General features: G+C 51.9%; 24 protein-coding genes and 2 pseudogenes. 16 read left to right on the top strand and 10 right to left on the bottom strand.

From position 1 onward, the window contains the following. The first annotated feature begins 179 nt into the window (after positions 1 to 179). Genes ACL2XP_RS09760 through ACL2XP_RS09735 form a run of 6 tightly spaced genes read left to right on the top strand, consistent with a single transcriptional unit; the run spans position 180 to position 4,991 of the window. Positions 180 to 851, top strand: coding sequence for a DUF1847 domain-containing protein (locus ACL2XP_RS09760; protein ID WP_413729991.1), 672 nt, complete (start codon positions 180 to 182; stop codon positions 849 to 851). Further along, on the top strand, positions 848 to 1,693 hold the full coding sequence (locus ACL2XP_RS09755; RefSeq protein WP_413729990.1) for a transporter substrate-binding domain-containing protein: 846 nt from the start codon (positions 848 to 850) through the stop codon (positions 1,691 to 1,693). The genes ACL2XP_RS09760 and ACL2XP_RS09755 overlap by 4 nt, the downstream gene beginning before the upstream one ends. Positions 1,694 to 1,730: 37 nt before the next feature. Then, positions 1,731 to 2,591 (top strand): transporter substrate-binding domain-containing protein, encoded by an 861-nt coding sequence (locus ACL2XP_RS09750; RefSeq protein ID WP_413729988.1) that lies wholly within the window; start codon positions 1,731 to 1,733, stop codon positions 2,589 to 2,591. Position 2,592: 1 nt separating this feature from the next. Next, entirely contained in the window at positions 2,593 to 3,375 is a 783-nt protein-coding gene (locus ACL2XP_RS09745) for an amino acid ABC transporter permease (protein WP_413729986.1), read from the top strand. Continuing rightward, positions 3,365 to 4,186 carry an amino acid ABC transporter permease gene (locus ACL2XP_RS09740; protein WP_413729985.1) on the top strand — a complete coding sequence of 274 codons (822 nt, stop codon included), beginning with the start codon at positions 3,365 to 3,367 and terminating at the stop codon, positions 4,184 to 4,186. The genes ACL2XP_RS09745 and ACL2XP_RS09740 overlap by 11 nt, the downstream gene beginning before the upstream one ends. Continuing rightward, a complete protein-coding gene (locus ACL2XP_RS09735) occupies positions 4,173 to 4,991 on the top strand; it encodes an amino acid ABC transporter ATP-binding protein (protein WP_413729984.1) in 819 nt (272 codons plus the stop codon). The genes ACL2XP_RS09740 and ACL2XP_RS09735 overlap by 14 nt, the downstream gene beginning before the upstream one ends. A 384-nt stretch (positions 4,992 to 5,375) precedes the next feature. Here ACL2XP_RS09735 and ACL2XP_RS09730 read toward each other — a convergent pair. Further along, a pseudogene (locus ACL2XP_RS09730) lies at positions 5,376 to 5,666 on the bottom strand (hypothetical protein). 441 nt (positions 5,667 to 6,107) lie between these two features. Here ACL2XP_RS09730 and ACL2XP_RS09725 point away from each other — a divergent pair. Both ACL2XP_RS09725 and ACL2XP_RS09720 read left to right on the top strand, forming a co-directional pair. Then, entirely contained in the window at positions 6,108 to 6,401 is a 294-nt protein-coding gene (locus ACL2XP_RS09725; RefSeq protein ID WP_413729983.1) for an SDR family oxidoreductase, read from the top strand. A gap of 392 nt (positions 6,402 to 6,793) precedes the next feature. Continuing rightward, positions 6,794 to 6,979 (top strand): annotated as a pseudogene (locus ACL2XP_RS09720) (hypothetical protein); the annotation flags it as partial. 76 nt (positions 6,980 to 7,055) lie between these two features. On the opposite strand, the gene ACL2XP_RS09715 reads toward ACL2XP_RS09720, so the two are convergent. Further along, positions 7,056 to 8,264 (bottom strand): MFS transporter, encoded by a 1,209-nt coding sequence (locus ACL2XP_RS09715; RefSeq protein WP_413729982.1) that lies wholly within the window; start codon positions 8,262 to 8,264, stop codon positions 7,056 to 7,058. 140 nt (positions 8,265 to 8,404) lie between these two features. Between ACL2XP_RS09715 and ACL2XP_RS09710 the strand changes: the two genes are divergently transcribed. Beyond that, entirely contained in the window at positions 8,405 to 9,124 is a 720-nt protein-coding gene (locus ACL2XP_RS09710; RefSeq protein WP_413733195.1) for a LysR family transcriptional regulator, read from the top strand. 671 nt (positions 9,125 to 9,795) lie between these two features. Here ACL2XP_RS09710 and ACL2XP_RS09705 read toward each other — a convergent pair. The 8 genes from ACL2XP_RS09705 to ACL2XP_RS09670 form a co-directional block, all read right to left on the bottom strand. Then, positions 9,796 to 11,187 carry an amidase gene (locus ACL2XP_RS09705; RefSeq protein ID WP_413738525.1) on the bottom strand — a complete coding sequence of 464 codons (1,392 nt, stop codon included), beginning with the start codon at positions 11,185 to 11,187 and terminating at the stop codon, positions 9,796 to 9,798. A 130-nt stretch (positions 11,188 to 11,317) separates the two neighbouring features. Then, positions 11,318 to 12,121 (bottom strand): ABC transporter ATP-binding protein, encoded by an 804-nt coding sequence (locus tag ACL2XP_RS09700; protein ID WP_413729979.1) that lies wholly within the window; start codon positions 12,119 to 12,121, stop codon positions 11,318 to 11,320. A 12-nt stretch (positions 12,122 to 12,133) separates the two neighbouring features. Beyond that, on the bottom strand, positions 12,134 to 12,913 hold the full coding sequence (locus ACL2XP_RS09695; RefSeq protein WP_413729978.1) for an ABC transporter permease: 780 nt from the start codon (positions 12,911 to 12,913) through the stop codon (positions 12,134 to 12,136). Next, the gene (locus tag ACL2XP_RS09690; protein ID WP_413729977.1) at positions 12,906 to 13,946 is read right to left on the bottom strand and encodes an ABC transporter substrate-binding protein; all 1,041 of its coding nucleotides are present in this window, start codon (positions 13,944 to 13,946) and stop codon (positions 12,906 to 12,908) included. Before ACL2XP_RS09690 ends, ACL2XP_RS09695 begins: the two co-directional genes overlap by 8 nt. A gap of 57 nt (positions 13,947 to 14,003) precedes the next feature. After that, complete coding sequence (locus ACL2XP_RS09685; protein ID WP_413729976.1) at positions 14,004 to 15,113, bottom strand: mandelate racemase/muconate lactonizing enzyme family protein; 1,110 nt, start codon at positions 15,111 to 15,113, stop codon at positions 14,004 to 14,006. Further along, positions 15,110 to 16,381, bottom strand: coding sequence for an ROK family transcriptional regulator (locus tag ACL2XP_RS09680; protein WP_413729975.1), 1,272 nt, complete (start codon positions 16,379 to 16,381; stop codon positions 15,110 to 15,112). Before ACL2XP_RS09680 ends, ACL2XP_RS09685 begins: the two co-directional genes overlap by 4 nt. Further along, positions 16,381 to 17,070 (bottom strand): cyclase family protein, encoded by a 690-nt coding sequence (locus ACL2XP_RS09675; RefSeq protein ID WP_413729974.1) that lies wholly within the window; start codon positions 17,068 to 17,070, stop codon positions 16,381 to 16,383. Before ACL2XP_RS09675 ends, ACL2XP_RS09680 begins: the two co-directional genes overlap by 1 nt. Positions 17,071 to 17,608: 538 nt before the next feature. Then, complete coding sequence (locus ACL2XP_RS09670) at positions 17,609 to 19,240, bottom strand: sigma 54-interacting transcriptional regulator (protein WP_413729973.1); 1,632 nt, start codon at positions 19,238 to 19,240, stop codon at positions 17,609 to 17,611. A gap of 372 nt (positions 19,241 to 19,612) precedes the next feature. On the opposite strand from ACL2XP_RS09670, the gene ACL2XP_RS09665 reads away from it, so the two are divergent. The 7 genes from ACL2XP_RS09665 to ACL2XP_RS09635 all read left to right on the top strand — a co-directional run bounded on the left by ACL2XP_RS09665 (position 19,613) and on the right by ACL2XP_RS09635 (position 26,685). After that, the gene (locus ACL2XP_RS09665) at positions 19,613 to 20,419 is read left to right on the top strand and encodes an ABC transporter ATP-binding protein (protein WP_413729971.1); all 807 of its coding nucleotides are present in this window, start codon (positions 19,613 to 19,615) and stop codon (positions 20,417 to 20,419) included. After that, positions 20,416 to 21,234, top strand: a complete 819-nt coding sequence (locus tag ACL2XP_RS09660) for an ABC transporter permease (protein ID WP_413729970.1) — start codon at positions 20,416 to 20,418, stop codon at positions 21,232 to 21,234. Before ACL2XP_RS09665 ends, ACL2XP_RS09660 begins: the two co-directional genes overlap by 4 nt. A gap of 25 nt (positions 21,235 to 21,259) precedes the next feature. Further along, positions 21,260 to 22,240, top strand: coding sequence for an ABC transporter substrate-binding protein (locus ACL2XP_RS09655; RefSeq protein WP_413731041.1), 981 nt, complete (start codon positions 21,260 to 21,262; stop codon positions 22,238 to 22,240). 7 nt (positions 22,241 to 22,247) lie between these two features. After that, complete coding sequence (locus tag ACL2XP_RS09650; RefSeq protein WP_413729969.1) at positions 22,248 to 23,912, top strand: carbon-nitrogen hydrolase family protein; 1,665 nt, start codon at positions 22,248 to 22,250, stop codon at positions 23,910 to 23,912. Between the two features lie 224 nt (positions 23,913 to 24,136). Then, entirely contained in the window at positions 24,137 to 25,132 is a 996-nt protein-coding gene (locus tag ACL2XP_RS09645) for an ABC transporter substrate-binding protein (RefSeq protein WP_413729967.1), read from the top strand. Then, on the top strand, positions 25,129 to 25,926 hold the full coding sequence (locus ACL2XP_RS09640) for an ABC transporter permease (RefSeq protein WP_413729965.1): 798 nt from the start codon (positions 25,129 to 25,131) through the stop codon (positions 25,924 to 25,926). The genes ACL2XP_RS09645 and ACL2XP_RS09640 overlap by 4 nt, the downstream gene beginning before the upstream one ends. A 3-nt stretch (positions 25,927 to 25,929) precedes the next feature. Beyond that, positions 25,930 to 26,685: an ABC transporter ATP-binding protein gene (locus ACL2XP_RS09635; RefSeq protein WP_413729964.1), complete on the top strand. Its 756-nt coding sequence runs from the start codon at positions 25,930 to 25,932 to the stop codon at positions 26,683 to 26,685. Positions 26,686 to 26,687: the final 2 nt, after the last annotated feature.

Genomic DNA, 26,687 nt, shown 5'->3' with positions numbered 1-26,687 from the left:
ATCGCTATATTCAGGTTAATTAATTTCACTCATTGTTAAATTTTAGTGGTGATAGAACAATATGTTACCCACGCATGATGCTCATTATTTTCATATCGATATGCGGAAAGATTGGTTGGTTTCGCTGAGAAATTCCTTATATTTAATATAGTGATTCTCTGGGAAAGTAGAAAACCGTTATGGCGAATAAATTTACGTGCACCGAGTGTAACTTTCTTAACTGCCAAACTCGGGATAAAGAATTCCCCAGAAAATGTTTGACCACGTCGGCGGATAATGAAGCCGTTTTGCGTGCAAGCCTGGACTTGTATCACGACGATCCGATGATATCGAGGATAATGCTGGCATCCGCACAGGTTGAAGGTCAATATTACGGCCAATTAACCCGAGTAGAAGAAATTATTGTATTTGCCAAAAAAATCGGCGCTAAAAAAATCGGTGTGGCATCCTGTGCCGGATTAATCAAGGAAAACCGCATCTTTGCCAATATACTGCGCGCCAATGGTTTGGACGTGTTCGGCGTTTTATGTAAAGTGGGTGCGCAAGACAAGTGCGACGTCGGTATTGCCGAGCAGGATAAAATCAAACCAGGCAATTACGAGGCCATGTGCAACCCTGTTATGCAGGCTAAATTATGCAATCTGGAACAAACGGATCTTAATGTTATCAGCGGCCTGTGTGTCGGGCATGATTCATTATTTATCAAGAATTCCGACGCGCCGGTAACTTATCTGATAGTGAAGGATCGTGTCCTGGCCCACAATCCCATCGGTGCTCTAAATACCGGTCATTCGTATTATAAGCGCCTGCTGGATGGTGTGAAATTAAATGAGGAAGATGCAAAAATATGAATAAGGAAATAACCCATCCGGCCAGCACGTGGTTAAAGTTGATGGCGGCTATGACATTGGCGGCATTATTACCTGTTACCGCCAGGGCTGACGCTACCCTGGATAAAATAAAGTCGCGCGGCAACGTGGCGATTGGCGTTTTGGTGAATGGCGGCGATTTTGGCTCAGTGGATCCGCAAACCCGACAGTTGATTGGCTGGAATCCGGAGCTGGCACGCAAACTGGCGAAGGATCTGGGGGTCGGGGTCGAATTGGTGCCGGTGCAAACCGCCACGCGTACGCAATTTTTAATTGCCGGCAAGGTCGACTTGCTGATTGCTTCCATGGAGCTTAATCCGGAGCGAGCGGAAAGTATGGGCTATGCCCCCACGCCTTTTTATCGGGTAGGCGGAACCGCCCTGACGCTGAAAAACAGCGGCATCGCCAAATGGGAGGACCTGCGCGGAAAAACTGTTTGCGTGTCCCAGGGCAGCAGTTTCGCCAGGCCGCTGGAAACGGAATACGGTGCCGTGACCAAGGGCTTCAAGAGTTCCGCCGATTCGCTACTGGCGCTGAAAGGCGGGCAATGCGTGGCGGCCGTTCACGACTCCACATTGCTGCAGCCCCTGGTGCGCAAAGGCGGGGAATGGGCGGACTATCACGCGCCGATTGCCGATGAAATCCTGCCCGCCGATTCGGTGGTATGGACGCGCAAAGGCGAAACGGACACCATTACCGCCGTTGATCGGGTAATTCAGTCCTGGCACCGGACCGGCTGGTTAATCGAAACGGAAAAAAGACTGGGGATTACCCCGCCGCAACCGTTATTACAGGAATTGCACAAAAAATTCCAGGGCAGTTAACTTTTTAACCAAACGAAAATTGGCTTAGTGGGATGTTATGAAAACACTTTTTCCGCTTCACCTGCTGTTGGCGGCCGTTCTGCTGCCGTTTATTTCCCCGGTGGCCAGCGCGGACGCGACGCTGGGTAAAATCAAGGATCGTGGGAAAATAGTGGTGGGGGTGGACGGCGCCAGCCCGCCGTTCGGCTTTCTGGATCCCGCGACCAACCAGACCGGCGGTTTTCAAACCGAGCTTAGCCGCAATATTGCCAACCGCTTGGGAGTCGAGCTGGAGGTGGTGCCGGTTACCGCCTCTACGCGAGTTCAATTCCTGCAGTCCGGCAAAGTCGACCTGCTGATTGCCAATATCCAGTGGACCCAGGAGCGCAGCGAGTCGCTAAGTTATGCCCCTACACCCTATAATCTGGTCGGCGGCGCGGCGCTGGTGCGTAAAGAAAGCGGTATTTCCAAGTGGGAAGATCTTAAAGGCAAAGTGGCCTGTGTCTCCCAGGGCAGTAACTTTGCCAAGCCACTGGAGGAATACGGCGCCATTGTCAAAGGGCTGCGCGGCATTCCCGAATCGCTGCTGGCGCTGAAAGGTGGCACCTGTGTCGCCTCGGTACATATCTCACCGGCCATGCATCAGGTACTGGTGGGCGATAGCGCGGCGGAATGGGCCGATTACCAGATCGCGACGAAAGATCAATTGATCCCTTCCCCTACGGTTATCTGGACCCGGCGCGGAGAAAAAGACACCCGCAACTTTGTGGACAGCGTGATCCGTGACTGGCACAAGACCGGCTTATTAGTGGATTTCGCCCACAAATACGGTGTCCCAGACGAGTATTTTACCGATGCCCACCAAAAAGCCCTGCGCGGAGAATTCGACGCAGCACCGGCTGAACCGGCGGATAAATAATATGGGCGAGACAGCGGTTATCGGCGCAGCGGGGGTGTCTGCGGTGATCCAGTCGTTTCTTGCCTGGCTGGTGGCTTGTTTCAGACCATTGGGCCTGAATTATGCTTTTGTGCTCGATCCCATCGACCGGCAGGCTTTTATCGCCGGTACATGGGTCTCGCTTAAATTATGCCTGTTGACCATTCCGATCAGTTTGCTTATCGGCGTCCTGATCGCGGCGGCCATGACGCGCAAATCCCGCTGGATTGTCGCTCCGGTCAGCGCCTTCGTGGAATTTACCCGCAATACCCCTGCGCTGGTGCAACTTTACTGCGCATTTCTGGTGCTGAATATGCTGATCGGCCAAAAAATAGCGGGCGGCGCCAGCCCCATCACCCCGCTGATGTGGGTGGTGCTGGTGGTGGCGGTTCACAAAGCGGTATTCCATGCTGAAGCCCTGCGCGCCGGCATCGAAGCGGTTTCGCCGATTACCCTGGAAGCGTCGCGTTCACTGGCGTTCACCCCCCGCCAGACCTTCTGGTATGTCCAGTTGCCGCTGGCGGCGCGTTTCGCCCTGCCCTCGCTTATCAATAATCTGGTCGATCTGGTAAAAATGACCGCGATTGCATCGGCTATCGCGGTGGGCGATGTCACCTATGCGTCAATTATGATTTGGTCCCAGCGCGACAACGTACTTGAGCTGCTGTTGCTGATTCTTATCTGGTTCGGATTGTTGACCTGGATGGTCAGCGCCGTCGGTCACTGGCTGGAACATCGCCTGAGGATGCCCGGATATGGACAATGACGTCTCCCTGAAATTGCATGCTGCGAATTCCGGCCGCCGCGAAATTGTCTCGGCGGTCTGTTCCGACCCCTGGTTTATCGCCTTGCTGATGCTGTTGGCGCTGAATCTGTTTTGGCTGCTTAGCGGCACTGCGCCGCCAAGCATCAGGTTGCTATGGCACTGGCTGCCGGCGCTGTTGAGCGGAATGTGGACCAATATTGAAATCAGTATTGTTTCCATGGGGCTTGGCACTGCGGCCGGCCTGATATTCGGCGCGCTGTCTTTGTCGCCTTCGCGGCTGCTGTGCCGCCTGGTGCGGGGATATGTACAGGTATTCCGCAACGCGCCGGTGCTGGTATTGATCTATTTCACCACCTACGTTTTTCCTTTTGAATTTACTTTATTTCACTGGTACCTGCCCTTTCCGGACTGGTTAAAAGTCGTTATCGGGCTGGGATTATCCGCCAGCGCCATCATTGCCGAAATTTTCCGCGGCGCCATACAGTCCATTCCCAGCGCACAGTGGGAGGCTGCGCAGTCGCTGGCCTTCCGGCGCGGGCAAATTTTTCGTTATGTCATACTGCCCCAGTGCGTGCGACGCATGTTGCCGCCCTGGATGAACCTGTATGCCGGCATCACCATGAGCACATCCCTGGCCTCTCTGGTGGGGGTCCACGACCTGGTCGACATGGCCAGCATCGCCAGTAATACCGTAGCGCGAACTAACTTCACCGTTTTGGTCTATTTCACCCTGTTACTGTTCTTTTTCATCTATTGCTACCCTATTGCCCGTTTGACGAGGCTAAAGGAAAAACGACATGCGCGATCCTGATACCCGCTCCTCACTTATACGCAGCGGTGCGGACAAACCTCTGGTGCGGCTTAATAATGTCCATCTTTCATTCGATGATAATGAGGTACTCAAAGGCATCGATGTTTCCGTCCGTAAAGGCCAGTCGGTATCGATCATCGGCCCCTCGGGATCGGGGAAATCGACCATTCTGCGCAGCATTACCGGGCTATTGCGGCCACAAAAGGGCGAGATAGAGGTCTGCGGCATTCCGGTTCATACCCTGCGGTCGGAAAAGGAATTTGTCGAGCTGCGTCAGCGTGTAGGTTTTGTTTTTCAACAGTACAACCTGTTTCCTCACCTGAGCGTACTGGAGAATCTGGTGATCTCCCCCATCAAAGTGCTGGGCGTATCGCGCCAGGAAGCGACGGAACGGGCGTTCGGGCTATTGCGCAAAGTCCATATGGAGCATAAGGAGACCGCCTATCCGGGGGAACTCTCCGGCGGCCAGCAGCAGCGGGTGGCGATTGCCCGTGCGCTCGCCATGCAGCCTGAACTGATTTTATTCGACGAAGTGACCTCCGCGCTCGACCCGGAAATGGTCGGAGAAGTTCTGAACGTGATCCGCAATCTGGTCCGGGACGGCATAACCTGCGTGCTGGTGACGCACGAAATGCGGTTTGCCGAGGAGGTCAGCGATATCCTCTATTTTACCGAAGCGGGGCACATCATCGAATCCGGCAATCCCGAACGGATTTTCAGGCAGCCTCGTAACGAACGTACCCGGATTTTCCTGCGGCGCGCCCTGGGTGAAACATCGGGGTCGCGGGCGGCGGCGAACATGTGACCTAATAGGGCGAACACAACCGGCTTGAGATTAATAGGGGTGATATCCCTAACGCGCAGGGCGCGCTAATTTCAGCGGTCCTTCGATCATATCCAGCACACCGTGTGCGGCGGGAAATGCTTCGGCAAGGGATGCCATGCGGGGTTTAACAGCATCAAGATAACGCTAACCTGCCTGGGTCTGGTTCAGTTTGCGGGTGGTGCGGTGGAACTAGCAGATCCCTAAGTTTTTTTCCTACTGCAAACGCACCGCTACGGATGCAGAACGGTTTCCCTGACGCTTATGCCGGCCTGGCGCAGAGTGTTTTCGCCGAATGGTCGCAATCGTCGGGCGCTGGACGTGGCGGAAGCCGTATGGGGGGCAGCAAACGACCCTGCATATCATTTAAAAGTGGTATGGCAAGGCATAAAGATAAGACGCTTCAGGTATGGTCTGATGAAATACGGTATCAAAAAACGACAATATTTTTATAGGCCAATGGCGAAAAAAATCGCGACGCCGCCTTGATGCCGTGCAAAACCTCATCATTTATTACCCAGATTGGGTAAACTGTTCCCCATCGTGCACGATGCGGTGGCCAATGGCTCTCGATTGGTCAGAAAGCGCACGCTGCGGCGACAGGATAGTCTCGACGATGAACAGCAATGCTTCACTGGGAGCGCTGCCTGAGCTCAATGCCGCTTCCTATTTTTCCCCCGCGATTTTCCGTTGGTTCCGGGGGTCAGGAAGATGAAAATTCGCAGCTAAGCCCGAAGGGTGTTCCCGACTGCTGTCAGCATCAATAATGGCGAATTCTAATGAAAAGCTGCCGCAGTTTAAAACCGGTACTCGTTGGATAGACAGAACCTCACCTGCTTCTCCGTAGAATAATTGACAGCTTCTTATAGCCGGCAATATCGGAGAATGCCTTCATTGAGGCATGTCGTATCCCGACATCATGCACAGCCTCGCTGATGACAGCGATAAAAAGACCTTAAGTTACCCTGAGCGATATGCTTTACGATTAGCATCACCGGTATTCTCAAGATGTTTAAGTATCGCTTCCCCGCTGGCTAGCGTCCGCAGCTTATACCGCGTACCGCGAGCTGGGAGGGAAAGAGATAACAAAGGATAACCGTGAATGGGATAGCTCCGGGACTAATCGCGGACACAAGATTTTTCTGTGACCCACTTCCGCCAGAGCGGATGCGCAGCATTGCCGAAGAAACTTCATTAGGTCGTGCTGGAGAACCTGATGAAATTGCAGCAACAGTTTCGTATCTGGCTTCTTACGAAGCCACTTTCATCACTGGGGTAACAATAGCGGTAAATAGAGGGCTGAGTCCTGTTGCTCAATTCTGGGGATTTAAAAGCGTCGTTTTGATCTTCCAGAATGCAGGTTCGCCTCATTGCCCCCATGGTCTCGACTGAACTTACTGAACTTAAGTGACGTACGGAACTCACGAAGAAGCTGTACTGACTCATGCTCCTTATGGTAATCGCTCTGCTGAGAGATGAGGGCAAGGAGATTATCTGCTCCTTTATCAGCCTTCTGGAGCCAGTCAACAAATTCATGGTGGCACAACTCGTAGAAAGACGATAAGCCTTGACCCCATCCAACAGTTTGCGGGCCGGCTTTTCGAGATCGTCCAACCGGAGTACATATTCCCGTTTTTACTTCCTAACTTAGGCGCTGCAGTATGACCACTCAGGCAAAAAAAATCAGATTTAGCGATTTCCACGAATGTGTCGCGCATTGGGTTCGGGGACTTTATCGACAGTATAGAGACGTCATACGGAATAGGCGTCTCGGGCTCGGAAATATCGAGGAAACGCACACCAATGGGCCTCGTCGCGGTGAGGAGGCATGGCCTAACCGGTATTGCAAATACGGCATCAGCCACCGCGAACTGCAGGGGATGCTGGCCAATCACGGTGTCTACGTAGATCACACCACGATTTACCTCTGGGTTCAGCGCTATGCGTCTGAGCCTGAAAAACGGCTGCGTTAGTACTGTCGAAATCCCTCTGACCTTAGGTTGTTTTTCAGAAACTTGGTATTTGTAATGTGCGAATATGAAGCATCTATGGCATGCGTGGTGTGCGGAATTCGGTTGCGAAGACGCCCAATATGACCACTACCATAGTGGTTCCTACGAGGGAGGTAGCCAACCAGCCACCGAGATAATAGGTAGCTGATCCCAATGCTGATCCCATTGCACCGCAAAGGAATATGACAGTCATGTATGCTGCGTTCAGGCGACCGCGCGCCTCTGAATCGAGGCTCTGGATGGTGCGCTGGCCGAACACCTGATTCGCCTGCGTTGACGCATCGAGTATAATCGCGGCGACCACCAGAATCAGCAGTGATCCTGCAGCTTGTCCCCACCCACTGATGAGCAGCGCAATGGCGGCGCACAACAATACCAGCCCAGTACCGGATCTTGAACCGCCACGATCGGCCACCATGCCAGCCAGCGGTGTCGAAAGCGCGCCGGCCGCTCCCGCCAGCGCGAAGGCGGAAATACCCATCTGTCCCATGCCAAAGCGGACATGCAGCATCAGCGGACCGGCGGTCCAGAACATGTTGAAAACCGCGAACAGCGTACCCTGATAGGCTGCGCGGCGCTGCAGAGGACGCGACGTGGTTAGAAGGCCTAGCATGGATCGGAGCGTTGCAACATAGCCTCGGCTGGGTCGGGGCCGCCATCGTGGCAAGGCCCGAGCCAAAAGTAATAACGTGCCGAGCATCACGACGGCTGAAAAGATAAATATTGCTCTCCATCCCCAATGGGCCGTAAGAAAACTTGCTAATGGGCGGGACAGCATGATGCCCACCACCAAACCGCCCATTATGTTGCCAATGACCTGGCCGCGCTTCGTCGCCGGCGAAAGTTGCACGGCAAGTGGAACCAGGATCTGGCTGCCCACGGTGCACATGCCAAGCGCAAGGGATGTGATGAGGAGGCCAGGAGCACTGCTGCTGGCCACGCCGAAAAGGCTAAGTATAGTGCCGGTTGTAGTGATCAAAACGAGCCGGCGGTTTTCCACCAGATCGGCCACACAGACTAGAAAGAAGAGCCCGATCCCGTAACCGAGTTGAGTCGTGGTGACAATCAGCCCGGCCAGGCTCGCGGGCAACTGTAGGCTGGCTGCGATGGGCCCCGCAATCGATTGAGAGTAATAAACATTAGCCGTTGTGGCACCGCAGGCAAGGGCGAATAGTAAGACCGTGGCTTTTGATAGCTGCTTTGTCTGCACGGCGGCAGGTAGCAGGTTAGGTCGAGTCGTCATTATCTGCTTATTTGCCTCCCACTACGACTGAAAACGTACTATCAGTGAAGTCCATAGAGTTGTTCCCGAGAGGCTCACCGAAGTTCGACGGCACAATTGCCCCATGCATGCGTGGTAACTACGCGCGCGTCTGAGGATGCATTACCGCCCTTCCCATCACAGCAAACAGTATAAACCTTGCGGAATATATTGATAATTGGTTAAATAACGAAAATATATTTCAGGAATTCCGAAGAACATTAGCGAACCTGCAGCTTTACCTGATGATTATTGAAAAGGGCGGCCTGTCGGCGGCGGGCCGGGAATTCGGACTTTCGCCAGCTTCAGTTTCAGAGCGCCTTGCCATATTGGAGTCATACTACGGTGCGACCTTGCTCACACGAACGACCCGTTCTTTCAGTCTTACCGATGAAGGAAGAGTCCTAGCCGAAGGCGCACGGCGTCTGCTCGCCGAGGCGGAGGAACTGGAGAGCCGAATCAAATCAGGGACGCAAAAACTATCAGGCCACGTTAGACTGACCGCGCCCGTCGATCTGGGACAGACTCGTATCGTGCCCATTCTCGACCGCTTTCTCGAAGAACATCCCCATGTCACCATCGACCTCAGTTTGACCGACAGCTTCGTGGATCTGGTGAGCCAGGGAATTGATTTCGCAGTCCGATACGGCACATTTGCCGACAACACGCTGATAGCCCGCCCCATTGGCGAGAATCGGCGTTTGATCTGCGGAGCGCCAGATTATTTGCAGCGTAAGGGCATCCCCCCTATGTCAGTTGTCGCCTTATTTTTCATGGGGTTTATCGTTTGGTGGACTTCCAACGATCTTTCAGTCCGCAACTGCTCAAGTCTCAGGAAATGATGCCGAACTCGCTACGGCAATGTTGACAACAATCTACAACATCGGAATTTTTGGCGGCAGCGCAATTGGAGGTTTTCTTATCAGCGTATTTGGAGTCGACAGTCTTGCGGTGTTCTCACTGCTTGCGGTACTTGGTGCGCTGATCGTAGTGTGGAAAGGCGCCCGCCACGCCTTTCCCAGGTAATCAAGATGCCATATCACGCTTTTTTATGTGAACCTTGCGCAAGCTATCTATCAATTGTATGCCTTTTCAGCCAATAACGTAGCCAATTTATTGTCGGTTAGGTATTGATACCCGGCTACGTCAACACATCCCAATGTATAATGTTATCAACAACGCTATGCTGCAGAGGTTGACGCAAGCTGACAGCTATCTGAGGATTGTTCAACAGCAGGCGGCGCTATTGGTGCAACAGCGTATCCTGCATCCTGGCTATTAAAAAATGCTCTCGTGCAAGGATAATGCCACCGCTCAATTGTAGGGGGCCTTTATGCGCTGTACTTACTGCATTCGCGACAAAGGAGAACTAAAACCCCGTGGGATAATGAGCGGGCCGGCGATGTCCACCCCACTCGCCGCTTACCCGCCTTGTATCCGCATAACATGATTTGGCCATGCGAGCGGCTTTTAGCCGCTGGACGTACGGCATCGGTAATGCCAATCCACTTGGTTATGAACCCGGCCGGCTAAAAGGTGAAATTTTTTGCCAGGGCGCAGCATTCTCATACTGCGCGGCGGTATCTATCAACCGCCGTTCGTTCCCCTGGGGGGCCACCAGTTGGATACCGGTCGGCAGCCCGTCGGCATGTTCCGGCGCAGGCAGGGCTATCGCGGGACAACCGGCAAGACTGACCGCGGCGGTAAACATCCCCACCGCCCCAGCAACGGCGGGACGGCCGCCGATAACAGCCGGATTGGCGGCGGCGCAGTCCCAGCCGGCGGTAGGGGTTACCGGAGTCATGATCAGATCATAGCGGTTGAATATATCCCTGAAAGCCCAGCGCAGCGCAGTAACGGCATCCAGGCCTTCCACATATTGGCCCGCTGTGATTTGCCGCCCTTTCTCCGCCATGGTCATTACCGCGTCGCTCACCTTGCTTCGCCAATCCTGTTGCCCTGACATCACCCTGGCGATGCCGGCATTTACTAAGGTGGAATAGAGGCGATAAGCCTCGTCCGGATTCCATAAGGGCCTGACTTCATGGACAGTATGGCCCAGCGTGCGCAACACCTGTTTGGCCAACGTGGCTGCGGTCAGCACACTCTTATCGATATACCAGCCGGCGCGGCTGTCCGTTACGACATCGAAACAGGCGATATTAAGTCCCCTGCTAGAGGTCGCCAATCCGATAGTATCGCTGAGTACCGACATTACGGTGTTAAGATCCGCGACATTGCGGGTTAGCGTGCCAATCACCTGGAGATCGTTGGCCAACGGCGGAAAACCGTGTCGCCGTTCCACTGTTCCGATTGACGGCTTAAACCCGACGATACCAGTATGGGCTGCCGGCTTCCTGATCGACCCGCCAGCATCAGTGCCGATAGCGAAGGTACACATGCCCGAGGCAACGGCAGCCGCCGCTCCGCCGCTGGAACCGCCGGGGGTTTTTGTTGTATCCCAGGGATTTTTGGTGATGCCGAACAAACGGTTACCGGTATATCCCGCCATCGCCAATTCCGGAGTGTTGGTTTTACCGACAAAAACGCAGCCCGCCGCGATTAACCGTTCGATGGCAATATCGCTGCGCGGCGCGATAAAATCCCTGAATAATTCACTCCCCCACGTGGCCTTGAGGCCGCCAAAATAAAGATTGTCCTTTACCGTAAAAGGAACGCCGTCTAATTGGCTTAACGGTCGGCCTGATTGCCAGCGCAGAGAAGACGCCCTGGCAGCGCGCCAGGATAGTCCGGTATCCTGAGTGACAATAGCATTAAGAATGGGATTGATGTGTGAAATTCTTTTCTCAATAGCCGCCAAAGTATCTTCCGGCGTAAAAAGACCCTGTTGATATCCGCCAGCCAACTGACAAGCATCAAGCTCCCATAATCTATTTTTATCCACGGGCAGACATTCCCCATTGTAGCAATATATATTGATTATTTAAATAAATACTCCAAAGCCGCCGCCTACACATCGGCTAGAAAAATAATATCCCCGGCCAGACTCGGGTTAACTCAATAATCATCGTAAACTATGCATCAGCATTTTTAGCTGCTTCATGTTTTATCAGCTTTCTGAGTTCTGCCGCTAATGCCACAAAGTCCTGACTCAACGGGTTGCCGGAATCAATAAGATTAACGTCTATCACTTTTTTGATATGGCCAGGTTGGGTTCCCATCACCACGATCTTATCCGCTAAAAAAATAGCTTCTGAAATACTGTGGGTGACAAAAATCACCGTCTTGCGTTCTTGTTGCCAGATCCGCTTCATCTCTTCCTGCAACGACTCGCGGGTTTGCGCATCCAACGCCCCGAATGGTTCGTCCATTAATAATACTGTCGGGTTATTCGCCAGCGCGCGGGCGATGGCCACCCGTTGCTTCATGCCACCCGATAAGTCCCGGGGCAGGCGGTCCTGGTACGGTAGCAACCCCACTCTTTCCAGCACCGTTAGCGCAATGTCTCTTTGTTGCAACCGGGAGTGCCCTTTCAACATGGGACCAAACGCAACGTTTTCCATCACTGTTCGCCAGGGAAATAATGCATATTCCTGAAAGACCACCCCCCGATCGGGCCCTGGACCGGTAACCCGCGTGCCATCTACCCAAATTTCACCGCTGGTTGGCGTGATAAACCCGGCAATCATATTTAATAACGTAGATTTACCGCAGCCTGATGGCCCCAACAGACAGGTAAAGCTGTTTTGTTTTAATTCCAAATCCACCCGATCAAGCGCGAGATGATCTGCATATTTTTTAGTGACGCCTTTAATAAAAATCCTGTGATGGTTTTCCGCATCATCCGGTACACTAATAGTGTCTTGTAGGCTAAGCATTTAAAATCCTTGTTAGTCTCTCCAACCCAGCAGCCTGGTCTCAATCATGGTTAGGAATAAATTGACCATATAGCCAAAAAAACCAATGATTGCAGCCCCAAGCAGCATTTGAGAGACGGAAAAATAGGTTCTGGCGTTATTGATGTAATAACCCAGCCCGGAGTCGGCGCCAAGAAATTCCGCCGCGACAATAACAAAGAAAGACAAAGAAAGCCCAAGCTTCAGGCCGGTGAAGATGAATGGTGTTGCTGCCGGTAATACCACATAGCGAAACATCTGCTTTTTATTGGCGCCTAAGCTTGCACCTGCCCGCAACAACAATTTATCCACATGTTTAACGCCATCTACCGAGGCGGTGAATATGGGAAAAAAAGCTGAATAGGCAATAAATGTCACCTTCGACAGCTCGCCGATGCCAAACCACAGCACCAGCATCGGTAAGAATGCCAGTGGAGGTATCGGGCGCAATATTTCAAACAAGGGTTCGATAAAGAAGCCAGCCGATTTGCTCATACACACCAGCAGTGAGAGCCCAATACCGGCGAACGCCGCAATAACAAAGCCAGCAAGGATGCGGAACAGACTGGCCCCAATATCCACCTGAAGCTCACCGGAACGGATCGAGTCGACAGCGGCATCGATAACGTCCATCGGTGAAGGCAGCAGCAGTGGATTGACAAAGTTCAGACCGGCTTTATTCGCCCAGGTTACCGCTATCCAAATCAATAAAAAAACGCAAACGGCAATCCCGGTCCTGAGCAGATGTGATCGATGAGCGTGGGCGTTATGCATGGCTTGGGCCCCAGTGCACTCTGATGGGATCCACACCACCCAGAGGCATGGGATCGATGGCCTTCGCCATGTCCGGCAATGAGGAAACCCGTTTATTGGCCAGCGCCCACTGTGCGGTTGATCTAAAGGTATCCGCCAATTCATCGGATAGCGAGAGTTTATAAACGCTGTTGTCGACCATCACCCTCAGCGGACCGGCAGGTACCTTCAGCACGCTCTCAAGGGCGGCCAACGATTCTTCTTTATGGGAATAAAAATAGTTTTCGGCATTAATCAATGCCCTCAGCAGCGACGCCGTGGTGCGGGGATACTGCTTTACCCAGTCCTGACGCGCAATAAGAGTCGAATGCTGATATAATAGCTTGTCGCGTTCTGATAATTTTGTCGGCGGCTGTGTAAAATAGAGGGTATTGCCCGTTGCATAGAGCGTGCCGTTTAATTGCTGTAATCGATATAAGAAGGGTTGCCAAGACAATAGCATATCAACGTCTCCGCGACTGGCCGCGACTACGCCTTCGCTCGGTTCCATATTCATCATCCGGATTTTCCTGACGTCAAAATGATACTTTTCAGCCAGATGAGATAAAATTAATGGGTTATTCGCGCCTTCGGTGAAAGCGCATCGTTTGCCCTCAAGCACAGACGGTGACTCCGGATGAAAACCTGGCGCCAATACCAGCCCTTGTCCACCGGATATATCAGCGAAGGCGCAGAGTATTTTTGCCGGTATGTTACGGGAGGCCAAAATAATCTGGCTAAGCGGATTGCCGACGCCGATGGGAAATCCGCCGCCCATAATGGTCAGCATGTCGCCACTAGACTGTTGCCAGCGGATAGTGACATCAATGCCCTGAGCCTGAAATAATTTAAAATAATCAGCCAAGGCCAATTGCATGCCTAATTGCGGATCCCGCACTCCCAATAATTCAAATTCAGTCAATTCATTTTTACCGCTTATCTCGGCGCTATTCGCCGTTTTTACGAGTAACGGCGAAACGGCGATGGCACTAAGAAAGGTTCTTCTGGTCAACATGTGTGTTTCTCCCAACTTTTACGCTTAATTAATGGAAATGATGAGATAAGCCGAAGATTATATTTTCAACTGCAATGATTTAATAATATCCAGATTGACTTCGACCCCGTGGCCCGGAGTGTCTGAAATGTTTACCATGCCGCCTCTAACGGAAAGCGGAGCAGAAGTCACGTCCTGGCTTAAATAATCCTGAGTAAAACTTACACCAGTATTTAACCGCGACACGGTGGCGGCTAAATGAGCCATCGCGCTGGAAGCCACGCTGGACTCCGCTATTTTGCACGCCAGCACCACATTGCCGTTAGTACTGTCACAATTCAGAACGCCGGCTAAAATGTGGTTATAAGTACCAAACTTCAATAATTTAAGATTGAACCACATCACGCCGAGATGACGTTCCCGCAAAATATCGGCGTCGGTATGCAGGCTTTCATCCGCCGCGATGTCCATCAGCGAGGAGTGAGCCAATAACATTTTCAGTCCATCGTCATCCGCAGGTTTCAACGGTTGCTCAAGATATTGCAGGCCCGCTGGGGAAGCGTGACGCATAAACTGAAGAGCCTTATCCACGTCCCAGGCCATATTGGCGTCGGCCGATAATGCAATTTTATCGCCATGGGTCGCGCGGATGGCGCAAATCCGTTCAGCATCTTCTAGCGGATCGTCGATACCAACCTTTATTTTAAAATAGCGATATCCTGCTCTGATTGCGTCGGTTAACGTTGCGTCATCCTGCGATTGGCCGGAACCACTTAATATCTTTAACGCTGGAATACTATCCCTTCTCTTATTCCCAAGCAGTTGCCACAGCGGGATATCTTTCTGACGAGCGACCAGGTCGGCAATCGCCATGCACAGTGCGGACTTGGCGGTTGTTGCTCCAGCGATAAGCCGGTCGATCTTATATTCAATTGCGGTAAAATTATCGGTATCCTCGCCAATTAAATGCGGAATAAGGGAATAATCTAGTGCAAATAATACATCAACCAAATATTCCCCAGTCATGGTCGCAGCAATGCTCGCCTCCCCCCAGCCATGGTGATTATCCGATGAAAGCACCCTGATGAAGACGTTCACAGTGGATTCAATTTTCTCACTGGCAAGCTTCATCGCCTGCTTAAGCGGCAAACGGACCGGATATATTTCTATTGACTTGATTTTACTCATACCGACGTTATCCCAATTGACGTTTTTATAGGATCGCCCTCACCAAATAATACCTGTTCAAGGCTATATAATTCCGCGATGGCGCCATAGCCCAGATCGTTGATTCTGACGAAAGGCGGTTCAATATTTAATCGCCGCCACATATTTTTCACCCCCTCGCTTACCCCCCTTTGATACGCCTGTACTTGTCCCACTACGCCGGACAGCACAATAGTTTTAAGCGTGAAGCAAACTGAAAGGGAAAATATGGCTTCGCCGAGCACAACACCCGCCGCAAAAAAACTGTCTTCGATTTTTTTATCACCGGCATTCAGCCGGGAAATTAAATTCAATAATTTTCCGGGTTCGATTTCATCCAGTAATATCGGTGCAAATCGGTACTCATCGCCGCTGCTTTGCTTGACCAGTGAATAACCGGACGCTTTCGTCAATAAACATCCCCTAGCACCGCATAGACAGAGATCGTCGGCACCGAGAACAGGAATGTGCGCAATCAGCCGATCATCGTTGATATTTCCATGGGCAATGCCGTTAATCAGTACATACGCCCCGATACCGAAGGCGATATAGATCAGAAGCGTCGCGTCCTTGCTCTTATAAGGATCCGGCGCAACGGAGTTGAATTCCAGAGGCCGCTTTTCAGAGAACACCTTTTCCCCTATGCTCAGCGCTTCGCCAATGGTTCCCAGATAAACAGGAACCTTAAAGAACTCCCCCAGCTTATGGGTAATTAATTGATTATTAAGAACATGGATCGAAGAAATACAAATTTTACCCTGTCTTTTATCAACCGCACCGATGGTCACTACTCCGATACCAATGATTTTATTTTTACTGATATTATTTTCAGACAATACCCCGTCAATTTTATCTATCAGGTCCTCAACCACGGTATTGCCGGAGCCTTTAAGAGTATCGGTAAGATCGCTGCGGGCAAGTTGCTGGCCGCGCAGGTTTATTATCGATACGCAATGCTCAAACGCGGTAAGGCACACCGAAATAATAAACTTTGAGGTGACGCTGAGCGCCAGGGGCACCTGCCGGCGGCCGGGTCCTTGCGCCTGTCCCTGCGGCGCAGCTTCACTGATTAAATCATCCTCGATCAATTCCCTGACAATACGGGAGATTGCCGCCTCGGATAAACTGAGGGTTTTAGCAATATCCGAACGTGACATCCTTCCATGCCGGCTCAGAGCATGAATGATCAGGCTGCGGTTATACTCTCTGATATTCACCGTATTACGGCCTTTTCCTTGTTCGTTCATCATCAGTCCAGCACCGCCACCGCTCTGATGGGGCTTCCCGTACCGCCTTTTATTTTCAACGGGAAACCGATAAATTTAAACCGGCCTTTACCGACCAATAACTCTAAATGTTCCAGCCCTTCCATATGCGTGAATCCCATATCCCGGCATACATGATGAACTTCGAAATTATTCCGTCCCGTCCGCCCGGGGCTCATGGCTTCGACCCCGAACATAGCTATGCCCTGCTGCCCCAGCCAGGTTGCGGAATCTTTGGTCAATCCCGGAAAATCGGTAATGTGCCCGGGCGTGCCCAGGGTTCGTTGATTGAAGGCCATATAGAGCAGTACGGTATCTTTCGCTTTTATTTCCACGCCGGCCTTCACGATGGCATCTTGTAAATCCTTCACACTGATATCACTGTTCAGCGGCTTGTGAGATAAATCCAGGCAAACCGCCTCGGTATAAAAGTTCTCCAGGGGCATTTCGTCGATAGATTTCGCCTGTGATGAATCATCAAAATGGTGAGGGGCATCGACATGTGTTCCGCTGTGCTCTCCCATGACCAGCAGATTCACTGCCGTTGAAAATAGATAGCCCTCCGCTGCCCTCTTCTCCTCATGGGTGGTAAATGGGGTAATGCTTACGGTGGGATGATTGGGTAACCGCTGCATTTTGTGGCTTATCTCTCTGCTCAAATCGATTAATTGCATTTGGCTTTCCTTTTGATCTTTCTTATAACTAATTGATTAATATAAATATTACCCTTATGAGAGGTCTGCAATCTCAATTCAAGAGACATTTGTATTATTTGCTGTCAGTAAGTAATTAATAAGCAAACAACATGCCAACCGACTGGGCATTCGACACCTTCAGGGTTACCCCCTCGTCTAATTAAAAATTATTCAAACAAGATGATTGTGTTATCAAAGAATTACCTGGTTAAAATTCCGAAGGAAATGCGGAAACGCAGAGAAAATGAACTTGCCCCTGCGCTACAACCTTAGTTACGTTTAACATTCTTTGCACAAAAAAAGTTCATTTTACGCGATACTTCGCACTGTGAACGCACAAACTCGCTTGGCGAGCCAGCGTCAACGGTAACATTCCGGAGCCGGCCGATGAGCTCCCCTGCTCAACGCAAGGCCTGCGCGTTACATTTTCCAGCGCTATCACCCATGCCGGCAGCACCAAGACCCATCATTTTGTCCTCGCTCAACACCATGACCGTTCAATAAAGCCTGGCATGCGTCAGGTGGCAGTCAGCCCAAGCTTGCGCATCCTATAAATGAGTTGGCTCAAAGTTATTCCCAGCCGCTGCGCGGCTCGTGACTTGTTACCACCGCAGTGGGAAAGTGCCAGTTGGATGGAGTTGGCATCGCTGGGTTCGATACGGGACGAAAAAAGGTGCGCCTGGGAGCTCCCTGCGGCGTCAAGAGGATCGTCCGCAGGCTGGTGCGTCGCAGCGGCTTGTTCATGTTCCAACAAAGCGGCAACGTGCTGGGCATCGATGATGGGTAATTCCGACAGTAAGACCAATCGGTTAACCACATTTTGCAGTTGGCGGACATTCCCCGGCCAGGTATAACGGATCAGCGCGGCCAGCGCCTCCGCGGAGCATTGCACCCGGCGCTGGAAACGCGCGCCGCTCTCTTCAATGAAATGCTGAATCAGCGTAGACAGATCCTCCGGACGCTCCCGCAGCGAGGGTAAAAATATCGGCACCACGTAGAGCCGATAGAACAAATCCAGCCTGAATCTCCCCTCGGCGACCTGCTGGCGAAGGTCCAGATTCGTCGCGGCGACTATACGGACATTGATCGACCGCTCCTCCCCGCCGCCGACTCGCTGAATCGTTTTTTCTTGCAATGCCCGTAATAATTTAGCTTGCAGATTCAACGGCAATTCACCGATTTCATCGAGGAATAATGTACCGTTGTCCGCCTTTTCAAAATGCCCTTGCTTGGTTTTGTCCGCTCCTGTAAACGCGCCTTTTTCATGGCCGAACAGCTCTGATTCAAACAGGTTTTCCGGCACGGCCGCACAGTTCATTTTGATATATTGTCCACTGCGTTTGCTGGCGATATGCACCGCCCTGGCAAACAGCTCTTTGCCGGTGCCCGATTCGCCGATCAGGAGTACCGTGACATCACTGCCTGCCACCTGTTCAATTTGGCGGATGGCGGCGCGAATTTTATCCGAATCGCCATAAATGCCATATTCCAGCATGTCATGCTTCAGGGCCTGTCGTAGCGTACGGTTTTCATGTTCCAGCGCCACGGTATGCATTTGGACCCGCTCGGCAATAAGATCTTCCATGCGCAGCATTTGAGCGATATGACCCACCACTTCGCGCAAAATCTCAATATCCGCGGTCAGGTTACGCGAGATACCGCGAAAGCGATTGGCGCAAAATACTCCTCGGGCTCTGCCGTTGAGCAGGATGGGGAAGAAAAACATCGACGTGACGCCGCTGGGTAACGCATCCCTGGTCACTGAACGCCATAAATAATTAGGTTCTGAATCGATATCCTGAACAATGGTCATCTGACCCGACAAGAATACCTTGCCGGTGACGCCTTCATCTGGCTGCAATAGGCCTCGCGCTTTTTCCCGCAGTGTCAATCCATAAGCGCAGCGGATGGAGAGCAAGCCGCTTTTATCGTCATAGATAAACAACCGACCTCGATTAAGCCCCAGGATCTCCGACAGCAAATGGAAAACCTCGCGAAGATTTTCGTCGGTATCGGTATAGCGGATGAGAATTTTCGCCATCTCCCGGCGAAAAAACAGTTCGTGCTGAGCCCAGTCGACATTGACATGCACTTCCGTAGTCAGTTCTGCTCGCGCGGAGGGTACCTGCGCGATATGGGGTTGTTGCATGGTCTTATCCTCTCTTTTTGAGAAAATGATCCGGGGAGCGATGTTGGTGGGCGCGACGTTAAGTGTGAGTTTCTCAGCGGCGCGGTGAATAAGTGAAAATTTAAAAATTATTAATAATTTATTAATTTGTCAATAAAATTTGAGTAATAAATCGACCTCCCCAACAAGGATTGACTCCTGTATTTACGCGGTTATATATCAACAACCTTATGATTTTTATAAAATTATATATTTATTTACTCCATTCATCACCGTTTGGCCCATAGTTTGCTTTATAAATCTATAACAGTTAAGGCTGACGGAACCAAAGGACAAAAACCATAATCCACTGGTTAAACAAAACCGTATTCACGTTAATGGTAGGGGACAGAAATGCGCGCGATGGTATATGACTCGGCTAATTCCTATTCCACAGGGATACGTCCTCCGGTGGTCACGATAACAAATCTCCGCAAATGTTTTGGTGCAGACGTTATTTACGATAATTTCAATTATGAGTTCAAACCCGGTACGTTTACCGCCATTTTTGGTCCGAATGGCTGTGGCAAATCGACATTAATCAATATGATGGCCGGGCTCACCCCTTATGACGCGGGCCAAATACTTTATAATGGCAAGGATGTCAGCAAAACCACTATCGGCTACGTTTTTCAAAATTATCGCGAGGCGTTGTTTCCCTGGTGGAAAGCCAGGGAAAATATTGAATATCCGTTGAAGATAAAAGGCATGAAGGCCGCTGAACGCCGTCGGCGCGTCGATGAATTGATAGTACAATTTGATATCAAATTTGACCTGGAGCGTTACCCTTACGAGTTCTCGGGCGGGCAGCAGCAATTGCTATCCATTTTAAGAGCCCTGGCGCCCCGACCAGAAATCATCTTTCTCGACGAGCCCTTTTCCGCTCTGGATTATGAAATGACTCTATTCATCCGGGAAAAGCTGCAACTGATATTTGCACAAAGCAAGATTGCCATGGTGTTGGTTTCGCACGATCTAGAAGATGCGGTATTTTTAGCTGAACAGGTGATGATGTTAAGTAAACGCCCGACCCGTCTGGTTGAAATGATCCCGGTTAATTTGCCTTATCCGAGAAATGATCTGACTTTGCTGCATCCCGATTTTATTGAAGCCAAACGGCATAGCCTCGAAATTTTCCAACAGGAGGTTCGCCGGCCATGAAACAGTCTTTTTTTATTGCCGCAAAGTCGGCGCGAACCTACAAGCCAAATTTTTCCTCGCTCTTTTTACGACTGCTACGGCCGGGGATTATCGGTCCGATAGTATTAATCGCGTTCTGGAGTCTGGCCCACTCCGCCCACTGGGTGACCCCGCGGCTTCTGCCCGGCCCGTTGGAGACGTTTTATGCTTTTACGCAAAGCGTCGTAGACGGCGGTTTGTGGGCGGACTTCATCCGCACGGTATTAAGGACGGTTTACTCTTTTCTGATCGCCGCCGCCATCGGTATTCCGGTCGGTATTACCATAGGAGCGAATACCGGCATTTATCGCTGCGTGGAATTCATTATCGATTTTTTTCGATCCACACCCGCGACCGCGTTATTCCCGCTGTTCTTGCTGATATTCGGTATCGGCGAGGAATCGAAGATCGCTATCGCGGCGTTTTCCGCCTGCCTGGTTATTCTTTTTAACGTAGCGTACGGCGTGATGAATGCGCGCCAGACGCGCATCCTGGCCGCCAGGGTCATGGGTGCCTCAAACTGGCGCATTCTTCGCGACGTGCTTTTGTATGAATCATTGCCGCAAACTTTTATTGGCTTAAGGCTAGGCGTCTCTTATGCACTGGTGGTGATTATCGTCGCGGAAATGTTTATCGGCTCCTCCGTTGGCATGGGCCACCGGATTATTGATGCGCAACAGGTTTATAACCTGGCTGAAATGTACAGCTCCATTATTGTCACCGGCTGTATCGGTTATCTCATCAACTTACTTTTCCTGCTCATTGAACGCCATTTCATTAAATGGTCTGGAAAATAATATTATTATCGCTGAAGGAAATATTATGAAACGCGTTATTTTATTGTCGATAGCTACGGCCGCAGTCCTGTTTTCTTCGCTTTCTGCACAGGCCAATGAAAAAGTAACCGTCGCTTGGCTACCCATTATGCAAACCACGGCCTTTTATATTGCCATGCATGATAAATTATTTGAGAAAGCGGGTATTGATATAACCGCCGTTAAATTTGAAAATCCTAATCAAATAATTGATTCACTGGTTTCCGGTCAGGCCGATGTCGGCGCGCCCGGCTCCGCCGCCGGTATAGCGGTGTTGGCGGAATCACGTTTTCCCGGCACGTTCAAAGTATTCGGACTGCAGGGCGGCAGCATCAAATACCACCGGATCAATGATGCGCTGATTGTCGCCAATGACTCGACGATTAACAGCTTTGCCGATCTCAAAGGCAAATCCCTGGGGCAATTACCTGGTGTACAGTGGCGAACCATCGCCCGTTATATGGTCCGCCAGGCCGGGCTTGATCCGGATAAAGATATCCACATGCAGGATATAGCTACCGGCTTACAGGTGCCCTCGGTGGTATCAGGGAGCGTCGATGCCACATTATCTCTTGAACCGGTCGGCTCTATCGCGGTGGCGAACGGCGACGCACAGCGGGCATTGACTAATCCCGCCGAAACGCTGATAGCCGACCCGTTTTATTCCGGCGTCTCGCTACTCACCACCAAGTTCCTCAAAGAGCGCCCTGAAACCGCCAAAAAAGTCGTGGCGGTGCTTGACGAGGCGACCCGTTTGGCCAATGAACGTTTCGCCGCTTATCGTCCGGTCATTGCCAATTATACGCCGATTAAAAAAGATCAGATTGCGCTGGTGGCGCAACCCTACCTACGCGCCTGGAAAGACATTGGTCCCGAGGATATTCACTCTTATCAGGCGCTGGTGAATGTATTTGAAAAAGAAGGCGTGCTGAAGACCCCGATGGACGTCAGCACAATGATCCTGCGTAACTCAGACTTTGCAAAGTGAGAACCCCATGCCAATAACGTTTAATGCCGCCGTGGTACAGACCCTTGCGGTGCTCGGCGATCTCAAAGCCAATATCGCTCTCGCTACCGACGGTGTGAAAGAAGCCGTACGACAGGGCGCAAAACTGATTGTTTTGCCGGAATGCATGAACACCGGCTATTTGTTCGACTCGGCGCAGCATTGCCGGGCATTGGCCGAACCGGTCGATGGCAAATATTGCCGGGCGCTGGCGTCACTCTGTATCGAATATAACGTATTTATCGCTTCCGGCATGACTGAACTGGGCGACGACGGCAAAATCTATAATTCGGGAGTCTTGTTCGACCCAACAGGGGTGCTGATTTGCCATTATCAGAAGCAATTTTTGGCAACCCATGATCAGAACTGGTTTGAAGTGGGCATTAAAGGCAATCCCTGGGTAGATACCGAACTGGGACGGTTGGGATTATTAATTTGTTTTGACGGACGTATCCCTGAAATCGCCCGTTGTCTCGCGGCGCAAAACGTCGATGTGGTCATTGATATGGCTAATTTTTTCGCCATGGATCAGGCCGAATTGTGGGTGCCGGCCCGCGCTTACGAAAATGGCTGTTGGATTATCGCCGCCACCAAGTCCGGCGTGGAGCGCAGTATCTATTATCCCGGCGGCAGTATGATTGTTGATCCGCAGGGCCGGGTGCAGGCCCGAATACCTTACGATACCCATGGCGTGGTGACCGCCCGGGTGGAGCTAGCTGGCAACGCGGCCAGTCCATGGTCGTTCGGCGGAGACAAGATGGCGGACCGGCGTCCGCCGGCCTACGGTATTATCGCGCAGCCATTCGAGACTACGCCACTGTCAGTTTTATTACGCGAACCGCTGGTGGCGGCACTGAGCAGCAGCAAAGTCGCCGCGGTGCAAGCCCATGTTTCAGCCGCCCATACCCTTGACGATGCCCTGGAAATGATAGAGCACGCGGCGCAGCTGGGCGTCAAGGTCATGGCGCTGCCGGCCTGCTTCGCCTCTCCCGTCTGGTGCCCGGACCAGGATGAGGCGCGGCGGCTGGCACGGGAGGCTGAGACCGTTATGAATGCCGTTACCGGCATTTGCAAACGCCACCAGGCATTGGTTGCCCTGCCCTCGACCACGGGAAAGAACGGCCAACTGCGGCATGAGCTGCTGTTAATCGGCCCGGACGGTATTATGGGACGCCAGCCCCAGGTGCATAACGGACCGCGCGCCGCTCAGTGGGCCTCCGGCGCCGAAGCAGGCTTCACGGTGTTTGATACCCGCTACGGCAGGATAGGGTTACTGAACGATTACGACGGCATGTTCCCTGAATCGAGCCGGGTGCTGACCCTCCTTGGCGCCGATATCATCTTATGGAGTTGCGCCTGGGAACACCCGAACCAGCGTAATCTACTGGCGGTGACCAAAGCCGAAGATAACCGTGTCTATATAGTCTGCGCCAATCGAACCGATTCGCCCTTTCCAGGCGGTTCCCTGGTTATCCCGCCCACCGGTTTTACCAACTGGAACCTCTCTTTCCTAATACCACCTGATATCCGGTGGGGGGCCGTTACGCCACTGTATGCTCACCGCGCGCTGACGAGACAAAAGGAAATGATTCCTGGTGTGGATATGGTGCGCAACCGCCAGACAGGCAGTTATTCAGTACTGATTAATTCATGACGTAGTGTATGTTCACCGGGCGGCACATGTTTTTATTATATTATCAAGCAGCATCTGTTTGAAAAGCCATTAATGCCCCATTAATTACTTTATAAAAAAGTGATGTAAACATGGAGTCACCGCTATTTATCCAATGACGCAAGACAAGCTAATAATAATGAAATGAGAAACGCCCGGTGACTCTTCACTGTGGCAAAGAGATGTTATTCTTAAAAGGAGAGAATATGAAATATGCCAGCGGATGTATTGTCGCAGCCACCCTGTTGGGTCTCGGAATTTCGCCTTTACGGGCCCAGGAAAAATTGACCCATATCCGAGTCGGCCATATGGTGGCGCTGGATATGGCGCCGCTTTTCGTGGCGAAGGAAAGCGATTGTTTTACACAGCAGGGACTGGATGTGGAAACAATGTTTTTCGCCAATCCCGGCGACAATAACGCGGCATTATCGGGCGGCGCGATTGATTTCAGCTTTCTGCCCTTCACCCTGCCGTTTTTCGCCGCTAACAGCGGCGTGCCGATCCGAGTGATTTCCGCCGGCGGCGGCTGGGGCGTCATGGAGGTTGTGGCGCAAGGCAAATTGGGTTTACATGATATGGCTGAGCTGAAAAGGTATATTCAACAACATCCCGGCCATCCGCTGAAAATAGCCACCTTGCAAGGCGACACGCTGGAATTAATTCTGGATCGGCAATTCGCCAAAAGCGGCATTGATCCCAAAAGTGTGGAATTGGTGTATTTCAACGATCTGCTGGCAATGGTTGAAGCCTTCCGCGGCGGTCAAGTTGATATTCTAAGCCATATAAAACCCTATACCACTGATATGGTAGTAAATAAAAACGCATCGCTACTAGCCAATAATGCCTCAACCTGGTCATTAAATTCACCCAATACGGTAGTCAGCGTATTGGATAAAACCCTGACCGAGCGCGGCCCGGTGGTTAAGGAATTCCTCAGCGGTCTGATCTGCGGCGCAAAAATCATCAATGAACACCCGGATCAAGCGGTGAGCTATTTAGATAAAGGACATTATTTCCGGGTTTCGTCCGCGGTACTCTCACAGGCGCTGAAATCCGCATCGGCGCCAATCAGTTTTACCCCGGATCTAAAATCCATACAAAGCGTGGTGGACGATATGAGCCGTCTCGGCTATATCAAAACCGGCGTACGCGCCGAAGATATTTTCCGACTGGATACCATCCGCGGCCTGGAGAAGCAATGAGCCGGTTTATAACGCGCCTGCAAGCCTGCCTGCCGGTACTGGTCGGTACTGCGTCCGTCGGTACGCTGGTGATGGTCTGGGAGCTTGCCGGCGCGGATGGGGGCTCGTCCCTGGCGGCGGTATTGCCGCCGCCCAGCCATTTTTTACGCACCATTGCTGAGAGCGATTTCCGGATCGGACTGGGCAGCCAATCCTCGCCAATAATTGATTCTGTTTTGGCAACGTTCGCCCGGGTTTTCTGCGGTCTGGCTCTCGCGTTTGCCGCCGCGATATTGAGCGCGGCGCTGCTTAGCCTATCGCAGGCGGCCACCTGGATTATCAGCCCGGTTATCTATCTCTTGTCCCCTATCGCGCCCATTGCCTGGATCCCCGCCGCCATTACTTTGTTTGGCATTGGCAACGATACGGCAATATTTATTGTTTTTATGGGGGTCTATTTTATCCTGACCATCGGGACGTTGGCCGAAATCCGCCGGCTGCCGGAAGAGTTCCTGATTGTGGCCCAGGATTTGGGCGCAAACGCATTGCAACGCTGGCTTTGGGTAGTGCTGCCGGCAGTATTGCCGGGCGCGTTCACGCTATTGCGCACCAATTTTATCGCGGCCTGGATGGCGGTGCTGGTGGCGGAAATGGTGGGATTACACGACGGCCTGGGTGCTATCATTATGATGGGGCGGAATCTGTTCAATAATGATCTGATCATGTTCGGCATGGTAGTCATTGGCCTGTCCGGTTTTATCGTCGATCGTTTGCTGGCTTACATTGGCAAATATCTGCTCTGGTGGAGGGTGTAAACCATGGCCGCCGACGCCGATAACGCCTTGTTCCATGTCGATCGCTTCAGCGTTGCCTACGCCGGGGCCTCACCGCTGAAAGAATTATCCTTGACGCTGAATCGGGGGGACATTACCTGCATCTTGGGCAAATCCGGCTGCGGCAAAACCACGCTGCTTAAAGCCCTGGGCGGCTTTGCGGTCGGCCATACCCAGGGAACCATTACTTTCCAGGGAAAAACGCTGCAAGGCCCTAACCCCGATAGCGTAATGATTTTTCAGGAAAACAATCTATTCCCCTGGCTAACGGTCAGACGCAACGTAGAGTTCGGCCTACGGTTCTCCGGGAATGTTTTATCACGCCGGGAACGCCAACTGCGCATCGAAGCGATGCTGGGCACCGTCGGCCTGCTCGACGCGGCCCACCGCTACCCGTTCCAGCTCTCGGGCGGCATGCGCCAACGCACCGCCATCGCGCGTGCGCTGGTTTCCAACCCCAGAGTGGTGCTGCTTGATGAGCCTTTCAGCGCGTTGGACATCAGCCTGCGCCGGCGGATGCAGCTGTTTCTCAAGCAATTGGGGGAGGAACGGCGAATATCGATGGTCATGGTCACCCATAACGTTGAAGAGGCCATTACGCTCGGTCATCGGGTGATTGTGCTGGGCGGGCAGCCGGCACGGATTCTGCTTGAACGCGAGACCCGCGCCGGGGCCTTCGGCGATCGCTACTCGACGGTGTTTCTCGATCTGCAACGGGAAATCGAATCCATTATCGATTAAGG

This window comes from Sodalis sp. RH21, from assembly GCF_047324175.1.
Classification (GTDB): domain Bacteria; phylum Pseudomonadota; class Gammaproteobacteria; order Enterobacterales; family Enterobacteriaceae; genus Acerihabitans.
This window is presented reverse-complemented; position numbering and strand designations above follow the sequence as displayed.

Coding starts and splice junctions, on each gene's coding strand:
- ACL2XP_RS09760 (WP_413729991.1), top strand. CDS start 180: ATGGCGAATAAATTTACGTGCACCGAGTGTAACTTTCTTAACTGCCAA.
- ACL2XP_RS09755 (WP_413729990.1), top strand. CDS start 848: ATGAATAAGGAAATAACCCATCCGGCCAGCACGTGGTTAAAGTTGATG.
- ACL2XP_RS09750 (WP_413729988.1), top strand. CDS start 1,731: ATGAAAACACTTTTTCCGCTTCACCTGCTGTTGGCGGCCGTTCTGCTG.
- ACL2XP_RS09745 (WP_413729986.1), top strand. CDS start 2,593: ATGGGCGAGACAGCGGTTATCGGCGCAGCGGGGGTGTCTGCGGTGATC.
- ACL2XP_RS09740 (WP_413729985.1), top strand. CDS start 3,365: ATGGACAATGACGTCTCCCTGAAATTGCATGCTGCGAATTCCGGCCGC.
- ACL2XP_RS09735 (WP_413729984.1), top strand. CDS start 4,173: ATGCGCGATCCTGATACCCGCTCCTCACTTATACGCAGCGGTGCGGAC.
- ACL2XP_RS09715 (WP_413729982.1), bottom strand. CDS start 8,264: ATGACGACTCGACCTAACCTGCTACCTGCCGCCGTGCAGACAAAGCAG.
- ACL2XP_RS09700 (WP_413729979.1), bottom strand. CDS start 12,121: ATGCTTAGCCTACAAGACACTATTAGTGTACCGGATGATGCGGAAAAC.
- ACL2XP_RS09695 (WP_413729978.1), bottom strand. CDS start 12,913: ATGCATAACGCCCACGCTCATCGATCACATCTGCTCAGGACCGGGATT.
- ACL2XP_RS09690 (WP_413729977.1), bottom strand. CDS start 13,946: ATGTTGACCAGAAGAACCTTTCTTAGTGCCATCGCCGTTTCGCCGTTA.
- ACL2XP_RS09685 (WP_413729976.1), bottom strand. CDS start 15,113: ATGAGTAAAATCAAGTCAATAGAAATATATCCGGTCCGTTTGCCGCTT.
- ACL2XP_RS09680 (WP_413729975.1), bottom strand. CDS start 16,381: ATGATGAACGAACAAGGAAAAGGCCGTAATACGGTGAATATCAGAGAG.
- ACL2XP_RS09675 (WP_413729974.1), bottom strand. CDS start 17,070: ATGCAATTAATCGATTTGAGCAGAGAGATAAGCCACAAAATGCAGCGG.
- ACL2XP_RS09670 (WP_413729973.1), bottom strand. CDS start 19,240: ATGCAACAACCCCATATCGCGCAGGTACCCTCCGCGCGAGCAGAACTG.
- ACL2XP_RS09665 (WP_413729971.1), top strand. CDS start 19,613: ATGCGCGCGATGGTATATGACTCGGCTAATTCCTATTCCACAGGGATA.
- ACL2XP_RS09660 (WP_413729970.1), top strand. CDS start 20,416: ATGAAACAGTCTTTTTTTATTGCCGCAAAGTCGGCGCGAACCTACAAG.
- ACL2XP_RS09655 (WP_413731041.1), top strand. CDS start 21,260: ATGAAACGCGTTATTTTATTGTCGATAGCTACGGCCGCAGTCCTGTTT.
- ACL2XP_RS09650 (WP_413729969.1), top strand. CDS start 22,248: ATGCCAATAACGTTTAATGCCGCCGTGGTACAGACCCTTGCGGTGCTC.
- ACL2XP_RS09645 (WP_413729967.1), top strand. CDS start 24,137: ATGAAATATGCCAGCGGATGTATTGTCGCAGCCACCCTGTTGGGTCTC.
- ACL2XP_RS09640 (WP_413729965.1), top strand. CDS start 25,129: ATGAGCCGGTTTATAACGCGCCTGCAAGCCTGCCTGCCGGTACTGGTC.
- ACL2XP_RS09635 (WP_413729964.1), top strand. CDS start 25,930: ATGGCCGCCGACGCCGATAACGCCTTGTTCCATGTCGATCGCTTCAGC.